18 protein-coding genes are annotated in these 18,273 nt (G+C 61.8%); 11 read left to right on the top strand and 7 right to left on the bottom strand.

Annotation, left to right across the window (positions count from 1 at the left end; genetic code table 11):
* Positions 1 to 224 precede the first annotated feature (224 nt).
* From ACE03M_RS15705 to ACE03M_RS15695, 3 genes are all read right to left on the bottom strand, one after another.
* On the bottom strand, positions 225 to 1,526 hold the full coding sequence (locus tag ACE03M_RS15705; RefSeq protein ID WP_485934970.1) for an MFS transporter: 1,302 nt from the start codon (positions 1,524 to 1,526) through the stop codon (positions 225 to 227).
* Between the two features lie 5 nt (positions 1,527 to 1,531).
* Positions 1,532 to 2,749 (bottom strand): acetylornithine deacetylase, encoded by a 1,218-nt coding sequence (gene argE / locus ACE03M_RS15700; RefSeq protein WP_485934968.1) that lies wholly within the window; start codon positions 2,747 to 2,749, stop codon positions 1,532 to 1,534.
* Between the two features lie 155 nt (positions 2,750 to 2,904).
* Entirely contained in the window at positions 2,905 to 3,450 is a 546-nt protein-coding gene (locus ACE03M_RS15695; RefSeq protein ID WP_485934967.1) for a DUF488 domain-containing protein, read from the bottom strand.
* A gap of 259 nt (positions 3,451 to 3,709) precedes the next feature.
* Between ACE03M_RS15695 and ACE03M_RS15690 the strand changes: the two genes are divergently transcribed.
* Positions 3,710 to 5,008: a DUF445 domain-containing protein gene (locus ACE03M_RS15690; protein ID WP_485934966.1), complete on the top strand. Its 1,299-nt coding sequence runs from the start codon at positions 3,710 to 3,712 to the stop codon at positions 5,006 to 5,008.
* Between the two features lie 68 nt (positions 5,009 to 5,076).
* Here the strand turns inward: ACE03M_RS15690 and ACE03M_RS15685 are convergent, their stop codons facing one another.
* Positions 5,077 to 5,727 carry a TetR/AcrR family transcriptional regulator gene (locus ACE03M_RS15685; RefSeq protein ID WP_485934965.1) on the bottom strand — a complete coding sequence of 217 codons (651 nt, stop codon included), beginning with the start codon at positions 5,725 to 5,727 and terminating at the stop codon, positions 5,077 to 5,079.
* Positions 5,728 to 5,847: 120 nt separating this feature from the next.
* On the opposite strand from ACE03M_RS15685, the gene ACE03M_RS15680 reads away from it, so the two are divergent.
* The 3 genes from ACE03M_RS15680 to ACE03M_RS15670 all read left to right on the top strand — a co-directional run bounded on the left by ACE03M_RS15680 (position 5,848) and on the right by ACE03M_RS15670 (position 9,460).
* The gene (locus tag ACE03M_RS15680; protein ID WP_485934963.1) at positions 5,848 to 6,639 is read left to right on the top strand and encodes an SDR family NAD(P)-dependent oxidoreductase; all 792 of its coding nucleotides are present in this window, start codon (positions 5,848 to 5,850) and stop codon (positions 6,637 to 6,639) included.
* Between the two features lie 99 nt (positions 6,640 to 6,738).
* Positions 6,739 to 7,872: a DUF5938 domain-containing protein gene (locus ACE03M_RS15675; RefSeq protein ID WP_143922722.1), complete on the top strand. Its 1,134-nt coding sequence runs from the start codon at positions 6,739 to 6,741 to the stop codon at positions 7,870 to 7,872.
* A 43-nt stretch (positions 7,873 to 7,915) separates the two neighbouring features.
* Complete coding sequence (locus tag ACE03M_RS15670) at positions 7,916 to 9,460, top strand: AMP-binding protein (RefSeq protein ID WP_485934962.1); 1,545 nt, start codon at positions 7,916 to 7,918, stop codon at positions 9,458 to 9,460.
* Between the two features lie 58 nt (positions 9,461 to 9,518).
* Here ACE03M_RS15670 and ACE03M_RS15665 read toward each other — a convergent pair whose 3' ends face one another.
* A complete protein-coding gene (locus ACE03M_RS15665) occupies positions 9,519 to 10,379 on the bottom strand; it encodes an SDR family oxidoreductase (RefSeq protein ID WP_485934960.1) in 861 nt (286 codons plus the stop codon).
* A 153-nt stretch (positions 10,380 to 10,532) separates the two neighbouring features.
* Between ACE03M_RS15665 and ACE03M_RS15660 the strand changes: the two genes are divergently transcribed.
* Positions 10,533 to 11,144, top strand: a complete 612-nt coding sequence (locus tag ACE03M_RS15660) for a TetR/AcrR family transcriptional regulator (RefSeq protein ID WP_485934959.1) — start codon at positions 10,533 to 10,535, stop codon at positions 11,142 to 11,144.
* Here the strand turns inward: ACE03M_RS15660 and ACE03M_RS15655 are convergent.
* Both ACE03M_RS15655 and ACE03M_RS15650 read right to left on the bottom strand, forming a co-directional pair.
* Positions 11,111 to 11,521 carry a VOC family protein gene (locus tag ACE03M_RS15655; protein ID WP_485934958.1) on the bottom strand — a complete coding sequence of 137 codons (411 nt, stop codon included), beginning with the start codon at positions 11,519 to 11,521 and terminating at the stop codon, positions 11,111 to 11,113. The two genes, ACE03M_RS15660 and ACE03M_RS15655, sit on opposite strands and share 34 nt — an antisense overlap.
* Positions 11,518 to 11,832 (bottom strand): ArsR/SmtB family transcription factor, encoded by a 315-nt coding sequence (locus tag ACE03M_RS15650; RefSeq protein WP_143922718.1) that lies wholly within the window; start codon positions 11,830 to 11,832, stop codon positions 11,518 to 11,520. Before ACE03M_RS15650 ends, ACE03M_RS15655 begins: the two co-directional genes overlap by 4 nt.
* Positions 11,833 to 11,982: 150 nt before the next feature.
* Between ACE03M_RS15650 and ACE03M_RS15645 the strand changes: the two genes are divergently transcribed.
* From ACE03M_RS15645 to ACE03M_RS15620, 6 genes are all read left to right on the top strand, one after another.
* Positions 11,983 to 12,747: an ABC transporter ATP-binding protein gene (locus ACE03M_RS15645; protein ID WP_485934957.1), complete on the top strand. Its 765-nt coding sequence runs from the start codon at positions 11,983 to 11,985 to the stop codon at positions 12,745 to 12,747.
* Positions 12,747 to 14,117 carry an FtsX-like permease family protein gene (locus ACE03M_RS15640; protein WP_485934956.1) on the top strand — a complete coding sequence of 457 codons (1,371 nt, stop codon included), beginning with the start codon at positions 12,747 to 12,749 and terminating at the stop codon, positions 14,115 to 14,117. Before ACE03M_RS15645 ends, ACE03M_RS15640 begins: the two co-directional genes overlap by 1 nt.
* A 13-nt stretch (positions 14,118 to 14,130) precedes the next feature.
* Entirely contained in the window at positions 14,131 to 15,525 is a 1,395-nt protein-coding gene (locus ACE03M_RS15635; protein WP_485934954.1) for an FtsX-like permease family protein, read from the top strand.
* A 174-nt stretch (positions 15,526 to 15,699) separates the two neighbouring features.
* The gene (gene dnaB / locus ACE03M_RS15630) at positions 15,700 to 17,010 is read left to right on the top strand and encodes a replicative DNA helicase (protein WP_050773361.1); all 1,311 of its coding nucleotides are present in this window, start codon (positions 15,700 to 15,702) and stop codon (positions 17,008 to 17,010) included.
* A gap of 44 nt (positions 17,011 to 17,054) precedes the next feature.
* Positions 17,055 to 17,618: a dihydrofolate reductase family protein gene (locus tag ACE03M_RS15625; protein ID WP_485934952.1), complete on the top strand. Its 564-nt coding sequence runs from the start codon at positions 17,055 to 17,057 to the stop codon at positions 17,616 to 17,618.
* A 39-nt stretch (positions 17,619 to 17,657) separates the two neighbouring features.
* Entirely contained in the window at positions 17,658 to 18,191 is a 534-nt protein-coding gene (locus tag ACE03M_RS15620; protein ID WP_485934950.1) for a GNAT family N-acetyltransferase, read from the top strand.
* The last annotated feature ends 82 nt before the right edge of the window (positions 18,192 to 18,273 follow it).

Genomic DNA, 18,273 nt, shown 5'->3' with positions numbered 1-18,273 from the left:
CTCTATAGAGTGTCCCCTCGACGTTTCTGTATGCTCCCAGCCATCTCGGTTGCTCCGTCGCCTATGGGAAGTTCAGGTCGACAATCATGGTGTCGGGCCGGAAGACGACTCAGGCTGCGGAACAGTACACGGCTTGCAACCTGTGTATTGTTCCGCAGCCTGACTACCGATGGCGCACTGCATGGCGCGACTATGCCGAGTGCACCCGTGTGGCCAGTGCAGCCTCAGCGCTGGCCGTAGTGCCTACGGACGAAGAACAGGCCGATGAGGGAGAGCACGGCGACTCCCATGTAATAGACGCTCGGCGAGTTCAGAGAACCGGTGATATCGAGCAGCCACGTGAGCACCAAGGGAGCGATGCCGCCGAGGAGCGTCACGCCGATGTTATAGGCTGTGGACAGCCCTGTGCCCCTGATCTCGGCGGGGAACAGCACGGAGAGCATGCCGGGCAGCGGCGCGAAGTAGAACGCCATGATCACACCGAGCACGGCGATGACGAAGATGAACGCGGGCACGCTGCGCTGGGTGACGATGAGCTGGAACAGCGGCAACGCGAGCACCAGGGCCGCGACCGCGGCATAGGTCATGATCCGCGCGGGACCGACGCGATCGGCAAAGCGACCAACCAGCGGTGAGCCGATCAGGCAGATCAGACCGGCCAGAATGCCGCCGAGGTAGGCTGCCGTCGGTGAGATGCCCAGGTTGGACATTGCGAAGGTCGGCATGAAGAGGATCATGTACACGGAGATCGTGGCGACACCGACCGACGCGGAGGCTGCGAGGATGCGACCCCAGTGGTTGGCGAAGAGCGTGCGCAGGGGCGACTTTGCCGGAGGCCTCGACGTGAACTCCTCGGTCTCGTCGAGTTTGGACCGGATGTAGAGCCCGACCGGTCCGACGAGCAGCCCGATGAGGAACGGCACCCTCCAGCCCCACGAATGGAGCGCCTCATCGGAGAGATAGGTGTTGAGGGCGAAACCGAAGGCCGAAGCCAATGCCATCGACGCTCCCTGGCTGGCGATCTGCCAAGAGGCGTAGTACATCTTCCGGTGCGGTGCGGTCTCAACGAGGAAGGTCGTCGCCGTGCCGAACTCGCCGCCGGCGGAGAAGCCCTGCAGCAGGCGGGAAGTCAGGATGATGAGCGCGCCCCAGATTCCGATCTGCGAATAGGTCGGGGCAATCGCCATGAGCAGCGTGCCGAGCATCATGAGGAACAGTGTCAGGGTCAGCGCCGGCTTACGTCCGCGCCGATCGGCGAATCGGCCCAGGACCAGACCACCGATGGGGCGGACCAGGTAGGAGATCGCGAATGTGGCGAACGTGAGGATGAGGGAGAAGACCGGATCTCCCTCAGGGTAGAAGATCTCCGAGATCACGACGGCGAACGACGCGAAGACGATGATGTCGAACCATTCGAGGGCTGCACCGATCGAGCTGGAGATGACGGCCTTGCGTGCGGCAAGGAGACCTTCCGGAGTTGCCTCGAGTACGGGTTCTTGCTGCGGATTCGCGGTGGAGGAGCTCATGGTGTCTACTTTCCTGCTGTGCTGAGGTCGGCTGCTGCGCCGAGGTCACCCTCTGCGCTGAGATCGGTGATCAGATTGCCGATGAACGCTTCGCAGGCGGCGATTTGATCGAGTTCGATGAACTCATCGGGAGCGTGTGCCTGGGCGATGTCCCCGGGGCCGCAGACGACAGTGGGGATGCCGGCATTGGAGAACAGACCCGCCTCGGTGCCGTAGGTGACCTTGTCGTCGCTGATCTCTCCACCCCACTGACCAGCCAGAGAGACGATGTCGGCCTCAGCCGGAGTTTCGCAGCCGGGGGCGGCTGCCTCAACGGTGAAGTCGACTCGGGCGCTGTTGTTCTCCGCGCGCATGAGGCGTTCGAGGCGGGCCGCCTCGGCGCGGAACCGTTCAACCAGGGCCTCACGGTCGACGGATCCCAGGGATCGGAATTCGAACTGCACGCTCGCCTCGGCGGGGATCGTGTTGACGGCGATGCCGCCGCTGATCGTATTCGCCGTCACCGTGGTGAAGGGCACGACGTAGTTCTCATCGAAAGGTCCCTCGGCGCGGAATTCGGCGGCGACCGCATGGACGAAGGTGACGAATTCGGCGGCGTAGGCAATCGAGTTCACGCCTTCCGGGGTCAGCGAGGAATGTGCCGCGACGCCGTGGAAGTCGACGCGGAAGACGTTCATCGACTTGTGTCCGCGCACGACCCGCATGCTCGAGGGCTCACCGACGATGCAGCCGCGAGGCGCCAGACCGGCCTCGGTGATTGTGTCCACGAGGTCGATCGCGCCCACACAGCCGACCTCTTCGTCATAGGAGAAGGCGAGGTGGATGGGCTCCTTGAGCTTCGCAGCCGCCAGCTCGGGCAGTTTGGCGAGGATGACGCCGATGAAGGATTTCATGTCTGCGCTGCCGCGCGCGTAGAGCTTGCCGTCCCTGACCTGTGGGGTGAAGGGATCGCTCGACCAGTCCTGACCGTCGACCGGTACGACATCGGTGTGCCCGGACAGGACGATGCCTCCGCTGGTGGAACCGTCGGCGGCCGGCAGAGTGGCCAGCAGGTTCGCCTTGGTGCCTTCGGCGTTGGGCACCAGCTGAGATTCGATGCCTGCGGCCTTGAGGCGTTCGACGACGTGGTCGATGAGTGGGAGATTCGTGTCCCGGCTCGTGGTGTCGAAAGTGATGAGATCGGTGATCTCGGAAATGGTGGCCTCGGCCGGTAGTGCGGACACGGCTGCTCCTGACTGTACTGGGATGAACCGTCTGGTCAGCCTGAAGCGGAACCTGGTCGGGTCCCTCCCGTGCGGGACAGCGGTGACCAGACCCCGATACACTACGTCCGAAATGTTGGTGAGATCGTGAAGTCTCGTCAATTGAGACTACTACCTCATTCCTCGCCACCTGCCGGGTAGGTGACGTCTCCGGTCTTGGCGAGGACGGCTCCCGTACTCAGTTCGGCGGCTGTGGTCTGGTTCCTGCCCATGATGTGGGTGACTGGAAAGTCGTGGGCGAGCAGGTTGTCGGCGATGATGCGCCGATGGCAGCGCCACCACACGGCCTCCGAGCACATCAGCACACTGCGGCTGTTCGCGCCCCACTCAAGCAGCTGGTCGAAATCGTTGCGGAATTCCTCCGTCAGGGCATGATCGGCATAGTTGTGGAAACTGCGGCTCTTCCACCACCCATTGACCTCGAACCCGATGTCATGGTTCACAGGGCGCCTGCCGGTCAGCCCTTCGAGCCGACGCAGCTCCACCCCCGACTCGGCCAGGACATCGATGAGAGTATCCGCGTTGAACTGGGGGTTCCTCTTCGATCCGGGCAATTTGCGGACGTCGACGACCACCTCGGCGGAATTCTCGGTCAGGAGGTCGATGAACTCCGAGAGGGAACGATTCGAATGGCCGATGGTGAGGAACCGCAAACTGATCACTTCTTGTCGATTCGGTGGAGAGCCGTGCCCGAGATCTCGCCGGCCTCCGAGTCCCACCCCACGTGATCGCCGCCAGAGAAGTTCGCCGCCATGTCATCCTCCTCAGATCGTCGAACGTTGCCTCTCCCCATACAAACACGATGCGGCCATCGGCAACAGGGTGGGCTGTGATTCAGGTTCCCAGCCTCGGCACAGCCTGCCGATGACCATCTTGGGCGGGGACTTCGCTAAAGTCGATGACAGATGACAAGGGGGAACGATGTCGATCGAAAAAGCACCGTCCGTGCCGCGCTTCGGCGGTCCGAGCGAACTGACGCCGGAAGATCAGGAGCGGGGACGGGGTCTGCGCAAGATGCGCACACTGGCACTGTCGCTCCTCATCCTCGCCACCCTCATCTTCCTGATCACCCACATCTTCACCGACAACACCGGGGTCTGGGGCTTCGTCTCGCGCGCGTCCGAGGCCGCGATGATCGGTGCGATTGCCGACTGGTTCGCCGTCACCGCGCTCTTCCGCCACCCGCTCGGTCTGCCGATCCCGCACACCGCGATCATTCCGCGCAAGAAGGACACCCTGGGCGCGAGCCTGTCCGCATTCGTCGCCGCGAACTTCCTCCACGCCGAGGCGGTGTCGACGAAGATCCGGTCCGCTCAAGTGTCCCATCGTGCCGGTGTTTGGCTGAGCAGATCCGCCAACCGTGACCTCGTTGTCGACCGCGCCGCCGGTGGGCTCGAATATGTGCTGGCGCGCATCGACGACGAATCCGTCGTGGCTCTGACCAAGAACGTCATCATTCCGCGCCTGGTCGCGACCCGCAAGACCCCGGTGCTGGCGCAGCTGCTGCGCCAGATCGTCCTCGACGGTGCGCACCACAAACTTGTCGACCTCATCGTCGCCGAGGCCTATTCCTGGTTGAGCGACAATCCGCAGGTCATCGATGAGATCGTCCACAACCGGGCACCGTCCTGGGTCCCCGATTTCGTCAACGAGCAGCTGTCGAACCGTTTGCAGCGAGAGGTGCTCGGTTGGGTCGCCGACGTCCGCGACAATGAATACCACAAGGCCCGTCAGGCCCTCGACGCCTGGCTCGTCGACCTCTCCGACGACCTCAATGGGGAGACTCCGCTGTCGGAGAAGGCAGAGGTCATCATCAACGACCTGCTCAGCCAGTCAGGGGTCGTCGACTCCGTGCTCGAGATCTGGAGCAGCCTCAAGCAGCTCCTGCGCCAAGCCATCATCGACCCGAATGGCGAGGTGCGCGGCCGCATCTCGGAACTCATCGGAGAATTCGCCCAGCGGCTGCAGGCTGACTCGAAGTTCGCCGCCAAGATCGATGACCGGATCGCCACCACGGCCGGAGATCTGGCCGAGAGCTTCGGCCCCGAGATCGCCAGCGTCATCTCCGACACGATCGAACGCTGGGATGCGAAGGAAGCCGCCGAGCGTATCGAGCTCTACGTCGGCCGGGATCTGCAGTACATCCGTATCAACGGAACCGTGATCGGAGCCCTGGTCGGACTTCTCATCCACACGATCATCGTGCTGCTGCCCGGGTGAGGGACGGCCCAGTTGCACGGGTGATCGCGGCCTGTCGGATGAGGGATACAGCCGCAGAGGTCGGTTGATCAGCGCGGGGTTGTTTCCACCGGTGCACACAGTTCCGGAAGCAGGGTCATCACCTGTGTTCTGATCCAGTCGACTGCACCCGGTCGATCGGCGAGGAAGTCCCGCAGAGTGGACTCGAAGATGCCGTCGAACATCGAGTAGGCGGCGCGCGACTCGACCATGGGAGACGTGCTGCTCAACTCTGCGTAGCGGGAGACGACGCGCCAGATCATGTCTTCGAGTCCTTGATCAATGTCATGGACATCGTCACGAAGCTCCTCCTGGAACATGCTCTGGGACCGAAGGTCGTACCAGAGGCGATGCATGGACGGTTCTTCGGTCAAGGTCTGTACGAGCTTGTCGGCGAAGCCGGTGAGCAGCCCATCTGACGAAGTGGATTCCTCTACCACTGAGTCGTAGCGGTGCATGCACTGCGTCTTGTAGTGACGGACGCAGAAGACGATGAGTTCTGTCTTGTCGCGGAAATAGTAGTGGACCACGCCGTGGCTGAATTCGGAGTTCGCCGCGATATCGCGCAGGCTCGTTCGCGCATAGCCGAGCTCGCCGAGGGTGCGCAGAGCGGATTCTGCGAGTTTGATTCGGCGTTCGTCGTAGGTGCCCGTACCGCGTCGGCTGCGAGCAGACTTCTGCACTGCCTGAGTGGTTGCCACATCCTGATAGTAGCCGCACTCCATGTCTTGATCAATGGTCTGGACGGATGGTCTTGACACTTGTCAAGAATGAATGTGACGCTTATCTCACCGTTTGAACCGCAGGCAAAGGAGCCGAAGATGTCAACATACGATCTGACCGGGCACAGGGCGCTGGTCACTGGTGGAGCACAAGGGCTTGGAGAGTCATACGCTCGTGCACTCTCTGCTGCAGGAGCAAAAGTAGCCATCGCTGATCTGCAGGAACGGGGGGCAGACGTTGCCTCGGATCTGGGCGAGGGAAGCCACTTCGTCAAGCTCGATGTCACAGACGATGCTTCGTGGCAGGCCGCGATCGAATCAACGGTCGACGCATTGGGCGGACTGGACATCGTGATCAACAATGCTGGACTGGAGATCACCAGTCTGATCACTGATATCGATCCCGCTGACGCCAAGAAGATGCTCGACGTCAATGTTCTCGGTACGGTCCTGGGCCTCAAACACGGAATGCGTGCGATGCGACCGGGTGGGCCCGCAGAAGGCGGAGGAACAATCATCAACGTCGCCTCCGTGGCGGCGACCATCGCATTTCCGGCGATTTCCGTGTATTCCGCAACCAAGTCGGCAATTGACCGTCTGACCAGAGTTGCAGCAATGGAGAGCGGGAAATTGGGGTATGGGGTCAGGGTCAACTGCATCTTCCCTGGCCTGGTCCCCAATGCCATGGGTGCAGGTCTGGCCAATGACGTTGCGGAGCTCGGTCTCTTCGAAAGCCCTGAGGCTGCCGTCGCCGCAGTTGTTGATCTGACTCCCTCGGGACGCTTGGGCGAGGAGAAGGATATGACGGATGCCCTCATGTTCTTAGCCTCCGACGAGTCGCGATTCATCAATGGAGCTGCTCTGCAGGTCGACGGAGGTATGGGCATGTGACTGAACATCTGCGAACTTGAGCACAGTCCACACCTGAACACAGTCCAGACGCCTGGGCACAGTCCACACCTAAACATTGATCGCGAGAAGGAGACCATCATGCCCGAACAGAAGAAGCCCGTCGTCGTCTACGGGGCAAGTGGCTACACAGGACGACTCGTCTGCGAATATCTGCGTCAATATGGAGTGCCGTTCATCGCTGCTGGCCGCAGTGAACAGCGCCTGCAGGAATCGATGAACACCAACGTTCCCGGTATCGAAACCGCCGACTATGAGGTCAAGGCCGTCGACAATGAAGTCGGAGCACTGACGGAGCTCTTCTCCGGCGCCGAGGTTGTCATCAATACCGTCGGACCCTTCAGCAAGTACGGTCCCATCGTCGTCGAAGCAGCATTGGCCGCGGGGGTGCACTATTCCGACACTTCGGGAGAGCAGGACTGGCTGATCACCTGCGAGGAGCAGTTCGGACAGAAGTTCGCTGAGAAGAACCGCCTTCTCTCACCGGGGCTGGCGCAGATGTACACAATCGGAGAGATCGCGGCAAATCTGTGCCTTGAGAAGCCGGGACTCGACACCTTGGACATCGCAGTCTTCTGGGGCGGAAGTCCGACGATCGCCTCGACGCAGACGATTCTCGTCAATGCTGCGACGTCGAAGGCGTACTACCTCGAACGAAATGCCTACAGCGAATTCGACCCGAATGAGGGTCTGGTACCGCTCGTTGTTCCCGGTCAGCATGAGCTGGCGCAGTCCCTCCCCTGGGGCGGAACCAGTCATCCGGTCTGGTTCAAGAACGACCCACGCGTTGCCAACGTCAAGGCGCAGGGCGGTGTTTTCAATACAGCTCTGATGCGTGGCGTCCCAGTCATCGTGGCCAATGCGCTCGAACAGACCAAGGACATGTCCGCTGAAGAGCGGGACAAGGTGCTCACCGAGACCGCGGCCCAAGTCATGAGCGAGATGCCGCCAAGGGAGAATCCGCTGGTGAACAAGTCACTCGACTCGGTCCACGCCAGCGGGCCATTGGGACGGGCACATTGCGTCATCCACGGAAACAGCAATTATCAGCAGACCGGACTGCTGCAGGCCTATTTCGCCTACCATCTGATCCAGCAGGCACCTCGGCAGGTGGGATTTGCTTCGGGCTGTCAGGCCTTCGGCCACGAAGTGCTCCTTGGTGTGCTGAAGGAATTCGGGCTCGTCGCTGACCCGGTGCTCACGGTTCAGAACTGACGGGCCAGGACTCACGGATCAGATATGACGCGAAGGAACGATGATGAGACTCTCCGACTTTCTTGACAAGGGTGCCTCCGTCAATCCGCAGGCACCATGCCTGACCACGGATGGGACGACGCTCAGCTACGAACAGGTGCAGTCGCTGTCGGTCGAGATCGCGGCCGGACTCGCGGCTCAGCAGGTGTCGGCGGGAGACAAGATCGCCATCATCTCCGGCAATGACCCGACTGCCTTCACCTGTGTCTTCGGGATCAGTCGGGTCGGAGCCGTGTGGTGTCCGATCAATCCTCGAAACGAGGCCGAAGAGAATCGCGAATTGCTGGAGCTCTCAGACTGCACAGTTGTGATCTACGCGGGTGCCTATGCGGAACTTGTCGAACGCATCCGTGCCGAACTGCCCATGGTGCACACCTGGATCTGCCTGGATGCGCAGCCCGCAGGAGCACTCGGCTGGGAGGAGTTCCTTGATTCGGGAAAGAACCGTCCGGCCTTTGGAGCGCCCGTCGATGATCTGGCGATGGTTGTCGGCACCGGCGGTACGACAGGGCGTCCCAAGGGAGTGATGCTGTCGAATCGAAATCTCGAAACGATGACCGCACTGACCTTGATGTCCTATCCATTCACAAAGACACCGGTGTACCTGGCGATGGCGCCGCTGACCCACGCTGCCGGGGTCCTGTGCTTTCCAATCCTGTCCCTTGGCGGGGAGATCGTCATCATGCGCGGTGCCGATGTCGGAGCGTTCTTGGCCAACGTTGAGGCACATGGTGTCACGCACTCCTTCCTGCCGCCGACGATTGTGTACATGATCCTCGCCGAGGCGGGGCTGGAGACCACGGATCTGAGTTCGCTCGAATGCCTGTGGTACGGGGCAGCGCCTATGTCGCCGGTGCGATTGGAAGAGGCGATCGAGAGGATCGGCCCGGTCATGGCGCAGCTGTTCGGCCAGACGGAGGCACCCATGATGATTTCGACGATGGCACCGCGCGATCATTTCCTGCCCGACGGGAGCCTGGCCGAAAACCGGCTGAGCTCGGCGGGCAGACCGACCCCGTTGTGCACTGTGGAGGTGATGTCTCCAGAAGGCGAGATTCTGTCCAGAGGGGAGCGCGGAGAGATCGTCGTTCGCGGATCGCTCGTCATGGACGGCTACTACAAGAATCCCGAAGCGACCGAGGAGGCGACCCGATTCGGATGGCACCACACCGGCGACATCGGCTACCTCGATGAGGACGACTATCTCTATGTCGTCGATCGTGCCAAGGACATGATCATCACCGGAGGGTTCAACGTCTATTCCACTGAAGTGGAGCAGGCCCTGCTGTCCCACCCCGATGTTCAGGACTGCGCCGTCATCGGTCTGCCCGATGAGCATTGGGGTGAGATGGTCACCGCCGTGGTTCAGCTTCGCCGAGGTGGTGCGGTGACGACGGAGGAGCTGCGGGTGCACGTCAAAGCTCGGATCGGCAGCATCAAGACCCCGAAGCGCATCGATGCCTGGAGCGATCTGCCCAGGTCGAAGGTGGGCAAGGTCCTCAAGGTCGAGATCCGCGACGAACTGCTCAAGGACGAGACCTCGATGTGAAGTCGTGAACTAGTGGAGAACCCATGTGCCTGATCGATAGACGTCGGTCCGTGGGTGATCACTCAGTCCGCACCATCTGTTCCCTGAGTTGATCGGAGATGGTTCGGGGCGCCCGTCCGAGGAGACGAGACAGGGTGGGATCGGGGTGCGCGAAATGGCCGCTTCGCGTTGCTTGGAACATCGTCAGAGTGAATCGTGCGGCAGCCTCGGGCACCCCGTTGGCCACTTCACCCGCAATCCATTCTTCGTCCTCGACAACGATGCGTTCGACGGGGTGGCTCGATAGTTCAGCGGCGTGTGTGGCGAAGTCAGCGAGAGTCACCGGCGAGGGCAGTGTGAGATTGACTGGGCCGTCGAGGGACGATGCGTTGGTCAGTATTGTCGCGGCCGCTTCGCCGGCATCGCGTCGGTCGATCCACGAGAAGGGGCCGTCCGCTGGTTTGGCGATTGTGCCCGTTGTCTGCCATGGTCCGAGCAGATCTCCCAGGTCTCCGTAGAATCCGTTGCGCAGTGTCGTCCAGGAAACGCCCGACTCGGCAAGATGCTGCTCGGTGGCAGCGTGGATTGCCAATGGAGGGTAGGGGGAGTTGAAGCTGGTCCCTAGAGCGCTCGTGTACAGGATTCGTTGGGCTCCAGCCTCGACTGCCGCGTCGATGGCTGTTCTGTGTTGTGTGATGACGTCCGCGGTGACATCACTCGAGGAGACGAGAAGCACCTGCTCCGCGTCGGCGAACGAGTGACGGAGCGCATCTGGATCGTCGTAACTTCCTTGTCTGACGCGAACGCCCTGGTCAGCCAGGTGCTGTGCGCGGTCGGGATTGCGGACGCTGACACCGATGTCGCTCGGCGCGATCCGTTGGAGGAGGTGCTCCACAGTGAATCCGTTGAGAGCGCCCGTTGCTCCGGTCACGATGATCATGATGGCGACCTTTCGCTGAAGCCGGTCCGAGACCGGTGCTGATGGAGGCACCCCTTTTAAGTTGACTTCGATGGTCAACTTAGTGCCGACATCCATCCTGCGGTAAAGTGACCAATGGAGTCAAGTTATGGAGAGAACAGGGAAGAGCTGAGGGTGGCTGATAGGAATTCTGGGCCGACGTTGCGCACGGATGCCCGCCGGAATGTCGAGAGGATCCGCGCTGCCGCAATCGAGGTGTTTCGCGTCGAGGGACTTTCGGCACCTCTGGAGAACGTCGCCGGTACCGCCCAGGTGAGCAAGGCGACGATCTTCAATAGGTTCGGCGGGCGGATCGGACTGATCGATTCCGTCATCGACGAGGTTGTCGCGACTAAGCTGAAGTCCGTGATCGATGACGCCCGCTCAGTTCCCGGTATCAGTGAGCGGATTCGATTCTACGTCGGTGCCATCCGCGACCTTCAATACCGACTGCCGGCGGTCAACGACGTTCTCCTGCAGGCGTTTCCTGCCTCGGGCCCACTCATGGAACTCTGTCACCTTGGGGGAAGCTTCCACGAAGAGCTTGTGCAGGATGGGCATGCGGCCAACGCTCTGGCCGAAGAGGTCACGCCGGAGGACTTTCAAGCGATGGCCGTCGACAACTCACTTGCACTCAAGTACGGGGTTCGCCCCTCCAGAGCGGCCTACGAGCGGCGAACCGGATTGCTCCTCGACGGAATCTGCCAGCCTGCTCACGGCAAGTCGGGCTCGCCCTCTTCCTGGTGAATGAGCTGGATCAGGTTGCCGACGGTGTCGTCGAGGACTGCTGTGGTGACCGGGCCCATCGTCGTCGGTTCCTGAATGAAGGTCACACCGAGTTTGCTCAGGCGATCGTATTCGACCTGGACATCCTCAACGGCGAACTGGTTGATGGGTATTCCGTCTGCCTTCAGCGCAGAAGTGAAGTCGTTCGCGGCGGGGTGTCCCTTGGGTTCGAGGACGACTTCTACGCCGTCGGGATCCTCTGGTGAGACGACTGTCAGCCAGCGGAAGTCCTCGCCGACCGGCACATCGACCTTCGGAATGAAGCCGAGCCGATCCGTGTAGAACTTCAGGGCGCGAGCCTGGTCGTCGACCGGAATGCTGATCCACTGTGCCTTCATGATGACTCCTCAGTCTTAGTCGTGTGTTGTTGTGTAGTCGTCTGCGGTATCGCCCACCGCTTGAGTATCGACCGCAGCGGCAGCGGGTCGATGCGATGGAATTTGTATCTGCCTTCTCTTCTTGAGCGGATGAGCCCGGCAGCTTCCAGTACCTCGAGGTGCTGGGACACTGCCTGCCTGGACATGCCCAGGTCATGCTTGATGCTCAGGCGCGAGCAGATTTCGAACAGAGTCTGATCGTCACGGTCGACCAGCTCATCGAGGATGGTCCGCCGAGTAGGGTCTGCAAGTGCCTTGAAGATATCGGCCACACAGACACGATAGGCAAGTAGATACTTGCATGTCAATGGCCTGTGGTCATCACCGGGTTAAAAACCCCTGTTCCAAGTGTCGGGTTTTCCTCGCCGAGGTGGTGGGAGGTCTTCATAGTCGGGCAAGTCCGATTGCGAAAATATGGAGACATGACAAACACACAGCTTCCCGCAATCATCTCATCATCGAACGTGACCAAGCACTACAACCAGACCTATGCGCTCGCCGGAGTCGATCTCGCCATCGGCCTCGGCGAATCTTTGGCCATCATGGGGCCCTCCGGTTCCGGAAAGACGACCCTCCTGCACTGCTTGGCCGGCATCATCCGCCCCGACGAGGGCACCATTCGCCTCCTGCCAACAGACCGCAGCGCTGCCGCCGAGGTCACGTCGCTGAAGGAGAAGGGCCGCACTGCGCTGCGTCGCGAGGTCTTCGGCTTCGTGTTCCAGCAGGGCCTGCTCCTGCCCGAACTCACCGCTCTTGACAATGTCGCGCTCGCCGCCATGCTCTCAGGCTTGAAGCGCACCGATGCAACCGAACATGCCCGCGCGTGGCTCCAGCGCCTGGGACTGGCCGAGCACCTGAACAAACGCATCGGACAGCTCTCCGGTGGACAGGCTCAGCGCGTGGCCATCGCCCGCGCCCAGGTAACCCAGCCCGTGGTCACCTTCGCCGACGAACCCACCGGCGCCCTGGACTCCTCCACCTCCAGCGAGGTGCTCTCCGAACTCCTGGCGTCCACGACTGGACGGGGATCCACTCTGGTCGTGGTCACCCACGATGAGACGGTGGCCGCTCGCTGCTCGCGCATCGTCCGCCTTGCGGACGGTCGGATCGTCTCCGACTCCGCGAATCAGCCTATGGGGAACGACCAGCGCGTGCAGAGCAGCCAGTACGTTCAGAACAACCGGTGATGCCGACCATGAATATCCTTCCCGTCGTACTGACCAAGAAATCTTTCACCTCGACGACTTCGAAGCTCGTCGCCATCGCATTCTTCGCATGCTCGACGCTCTTCCTCACCGTCGCCGGCGGTGCCTGGGCGTTCAACGACCGACCCGATGTCTCCGGATACGCCGAGGTGGCCGACCTCTACCGCATGCTCGCGATCTTGGCCACGGTCTTCCTCATCGTTCCCGCGATCAGCTTGGGGGTCGCCTCGGCGAAGTTGAGTGCCCGGCGTCAGGATGAACGCCTGTCCACACTCTCCCTGCTGGGCGCGAGGCCCGGCACTGTCCGGCTGCTGGCGGTCGCCGAACCCTTCATCCCCGCCGCGACCGGCATCATCGCCGGGATCGTCGGCTACTTCCTGCTCGCGTACCCACTCAGCTTCCTCGTCTTCACCGGCGAACCGTTGGGGTACTCCGCACTGATGATGCCGGCGTGGCTGCTTGCCGCAGTCGTCATCGGACTGCTGTTCGTCTGCCTCATCTCCGCACTGCTCGGCCTGCGCAGGATCACGATTTCACCATTGGGTGTGCGCACCAGGTCCATGGCCAGGAAGTTCCCCGTCGCTCGTATCATTTCCGTGGTCGTGCTCGTGGTCGGAATGATCGGCGCCCTCGTCTTCTCTCTCAATCGGGACCAGCCGAGGATGACCTATACGATTGCGAGCATCATCACGATCGGGATCGCCCTTCTGCTCATCAACGTCATCGGCGTCCTCGTCATGCGCATCCACGGCTGGCTCAGTCACCGGATCGCCCGCACACCCACGTCGATGATCGCGGCGTCGATGATCGGCGATGCACCGGCACAGTACTGGCGTCGCGTGGCAGGTCTGGCGATGATCACCTTCATCGCGGCCGTCGGTGGTGCCGGCACGGCGATGATGCGGGCGAATCAGGGAGATCTCACCGCCGAAGACAAGGCGATCATGGGCCCCTTCCAGTACATGGCCGATGACATCTTCACCGGACTCACCCTCACCCTGGCTATCGCCTTCGTCTTCATCGTCATCTCCGCGACGATCAACCAGGCAGCAGACATCCTCGACCGGGCATCGACCTACCGTGAGCTGCACTCGGCGGGAATGACGCAGAAGATGATGCACCGAGTCACTGTCAACGCGGTCATGTCGCCCATCGTCCTCGTCACCCTAGTGTCCCTGGTGCTGGGTGGAATGCTTGCCGGACTCATGGCTTCGGTCAGTGACCTCGGCGATCCGCTGACCATTGGGGTTGTCGCAGCAGTGCTCGTCGGCGGCGTGGCGATGGTGTGGCTGGGGCTGCAGTTCACCCGTCCGCTCGTGCGCAGCGTGACCGCTGTGAACGCTGCGGCCTGAGAAGGAGATCGACATGCCCACCGTTCTGCCCACAGCAACCCGCGTCGTTCCCTTCGTCCTGGGGCGCAAGACGCTGACCTCGTCGAGTTCGCTGCTGGTGATGAGCGCGTTCTTCGCCTGTACCTCCCTGTTCCTCACCGTCGCTGCCGGAGCCTGGATGTTCTTCCAGACCCCACCCAGCCCGGACCCGGGTATGGCTGGCATGGACTTCATGTACAAGTTCCTCGCGAGCTTGGCGACCATCCTGCTCGTGATTCCCGCGAGCACACTGGCGTCGGCCTCGGCGACTCTGTCCGCCCGGCGACAGGATGAGCGTCTGTCCACGATGTCGCTGCTCGGGGCGAGGCGTTCCTCCATCGTCACTCTCGCGGTGGCCGAACCGCTGGTGCCCGCGATCTGCGGTATCGTCCTCGGCGTCCTCGGCTACCTGGGCCTGGCCTGGCCGGTGAGCCTGATCCACTTCATGGGACATCCCATCGGTTACGCGAACATGGTCATGCCCGCGTGGCTGGTGGCCTCGGTGGTCGTGTTCCTCATCCTCGTGTGCATCGCGGCCTCGCTGATGGGCCTGCGCAGGGTCGCGATCTCACCACTGGGTGTGCGCACCAAGGCCTTGGAACGGAAGTTCCCCGTCGTTCAGGTGGTACTGGCGGCTCTCGTGATCCTGGCCCTGCCGGTTGTCGTGATGCTGACGAAGAGCGGAGGGCTCGGGCTGGGAATCGTCCTCTCTGCGGTCATCGCAACCTTCGTCCTCGGTCTGATCGTCGTCGACCTCCTCGGCGGGCTTCTGATCAGGTGGTTTGCCTATCTGAGCGGGAATAGGGCGCAGACTCCGGAACGACTCATCGCCGCGCGGTTGGTCTCCGACGAACCCAAGCGGTTCTGGCGCAGAGTCTCCGGGCTGGCCATGACTGCGTTCGTCGCTGCAGTGGGCGGAACCGGCATCTCGCTCATGCAGCTCGGCCTCGACGCGGGGGATGAGCCGGGCGCCCGGATGAACGACGCCGACCGGTTCCTGCTGCAGGACATCTTCACCGGAGTCATGCTGGTGATGGGAATCTCGATCCTGTTGATCGCCGTATCCGCGCTGATCAACCAGGTTGCCGACATCTACGATCGAGCCGACACATTCCAAGATCTCTACGCCGCGGGAATGGATCCGGAGACCATGCACAAAGCCATGGTGAGAGCAGTTCTGGGACCGGTCATCTGGGTGTCGCTGCTGGCAGGCGGGCTCGGTCTGCTTCTCGTTCTGCCTTTGGCCGGGGCAGCGCTCGTGCTCAAACCGATCACATTCCTCACGATTGTTGCGTCAGTGGTCCTCGGTATCCTCATCATCAGATCGGGATTGCAGCTGGCGAAGCCGATCCTCGTGACCGTGGCGACCGCAGGCCGTTCACGGGATTGAGGAGGGTGCCGTGAGCATGCCGGAGTGAGCGTGTACTCACACTCGGATATCCCCGCCGAGGTGGGTCTGCGGCTTCTCGATCCAGGTACAGTTGGAGGGCGTTGAAAGCGGGTGTCCGCCGGCAAGGTTCGAGGAAGAGGAAGACGATTGAGCAACAATCAGGGGTTTGACGGGATGAGGACCCCGCCGCAGGACGTCGAGGCCGAGCAGAGCGTCCTCGGTGCGATGCTTCTGTCCAAGGATGCGATCGCCGACTGCGTCGAATCCATGACCGGCGATGACTTCTACAAGCCTGCTCACGAGACTATCTACGAGGCCGTCCTCGACCTGTATTCACGCGGTGAGCCGGCGGATTCGGTGACGGTGGCCAACTACCTCACGAAGACCGGTGACCTGTCCCGAGTCGGTGGCGCAGCGTACCTGCACACGCTCATCTCCTCCGTTCCGACCGCCGCCAACGCCGGCTACTATGCTGCGATCGTGCGCGAGCAGGCCGTCCTGCGGCGCCTTGTCGAGGCCGGCACTCGCATCGTACAGATGGGCTATGACGCGGAAGGCGACACCGATGAGGTCGTGAACTCGGCCCAGGCGGAGATCTACCAGGTCACCGAGCGTCACACCACAGAGGACTACGTGATCCTCTCCGACATCCTCAGCGATGTCGCTCAGGAGATCGAACGCAATGGCGACACCGATGGCCAGACCGCGGGCGTGCCGACCGGATTCACCGAATTCGATGCGCTGACCAACGGTTTCCACCCTGGCACGATGATCGTCATCGCGGCTCGTCCCGGTGTCGGCAAGTCCACCCTGGCATTGGACTTCATGCGCTCGGCGGCGATCCACCACGGCCAGGCCGCCGTCTTCTTCTCCTTGGAGATGGGCAAGAACGAACTCGTCATGCGTCTGCTGTCCGCGGAATCGGAGATTCCGCTCCAGAACCTTCGCCGAGGTGAACTGTCCCCTCACGACTGGACGACCCTGGCCGCGACGGAGTCGCGCATCAACGACGCCCCGCTGTTCGTCGACGATTCCCCGAACATGGCGCTCACCGAGATCCGTGCCAAGTGCCGTCGTCTGAAACAGCAGCACGATCTCAAGATGGTCTGCGTCGACTACCTGCAGCTGATGAGCTCCGGCAAGAAGGTCGAATCCCGTCAGCAGGAGGTCTCCGAGTTCTCACGTTCGCTCAAGCTCTTGGCCAAAGAGCTTGAGATCCCGGTCATTGCCCTATCGCAGCTCAACCGTGGCAGCGAGCAGAGGACTGACAAGCGACCGATGATCTCGGACCTGCGTGAGTCCGGTTCGATCGAGCAGGACGCAGATATGGTGCTGCTCATCCACCGTGACGACATGTACGACAAGGAACATGAACGTGCCGGCGAGGCCGACATCATCGTCGCCAAACACCGTGCGGGTCCGACAGCCGACATCTCCGTGGCATTCCAGGGCGCGAAGTCCCGCTTCGTCAACATGCCGCAGTAGACTCTTCTGCACCAGCGGCTGCCGACGTGAGAGGGGCAGATGTCATGCGGAAACTGACCTTTGCGATGAATGTGAGCCTGGACGGCTACGTCGCCGCTCCCGGAGATGATCTTGGCTGGACCACGCCGAATGACGAGGTGTTCCAGTGGTGGTCCGATCGGGTGGGTGCGACTGAGCTGGCGCTGTACGGTCGGCGACTGTGGGAGGCAATGAGTTCCCACTGGCCGACGGCAGCCCAGGAGCCGGGGGTCACACCAGCAGAATATGAGTATGCGCGCAGGTGGCTGGACATGCCGAAGGTGGTGTTCTCCTCGACGATCACCGCGGTCGACTGGAACGCACGGCTGTTCTCCGGTGATGCCGCTGCTGAGATCACTCGACTCAAGTCAGACGATGGTGGTCCCATGGACATCGTCGGCGCCACACTCGCTTCCGCGGCCATGCGGGCCGGACTGATCGATGAATACATTCTTCTCACCTACCCCGTGCTGGTGGGCGGCGGTACGCCGTTCTTCACACACCTGGAAAGCTGGGTGAATGTGAATCTGGTGGGGACACAGTCGTTTCCCAACGGTGTTCTCCTGACGCGATACGAGACAAGGCGTTGAGTGCCCGAGTGCGTATCGGTGCACGGTAGTCTGACTTACATGCTGATCAGACGAGAACGTTCAGGCGATATCGAAGCGATCCGCGTCCTCACTGCGGCCGCATTTCGCGGTGCAGAGCACAGTGCTCCGCCGGTGGAGCCGGGAGGAGATCCTGGGGAAGCGACGCTGATCTCATGGCTTCGAGACGACGCCGCGTGGATCCCTGAGTTCTCTCTCGTCGCCGTCGAAGAAGACGCGATCATCGGGCACGTTGTGGCCACGCGTGCTCACATCGACTCCTCCCCAGCTCTTGGCATCGGACCGGTCAGTGTCCAACCGGGGCAGCAGGGAAGGGGTGTCGGTTCCGCGCTGATGCATGCGGTGCTCGGTGCTGCAGATGCACGAGGTGAGACAGTCGTCGGTCTGCTCGGAGAACCTGCCTATTACGCGCGATTCGGTTTCGTCCCAGCCTCGGCGACTGCAGTCTCCTCACCGGAGTCCGAGTGGGGCGACTACTTCCAAATCCGCACACTCTCGGACTATGACGGTCAGGGCGGAACATTCCAGTACGCGGGTCCCTTTGACCGATTCTGAACAGTACCGATTCTGAACAGTTGAGTCCGATCGTTCTGCGCGGATGGTGAGCATTCATGCACAGACGTTGCGGCTCTTCGAC

The sequence above is a fragment of the Brevibacterium sp. AGC70 genome (assembly GCF_057334195.1).
This window is presented reverse-complemented; position numbering and strand designations above follow the sequence as displayed.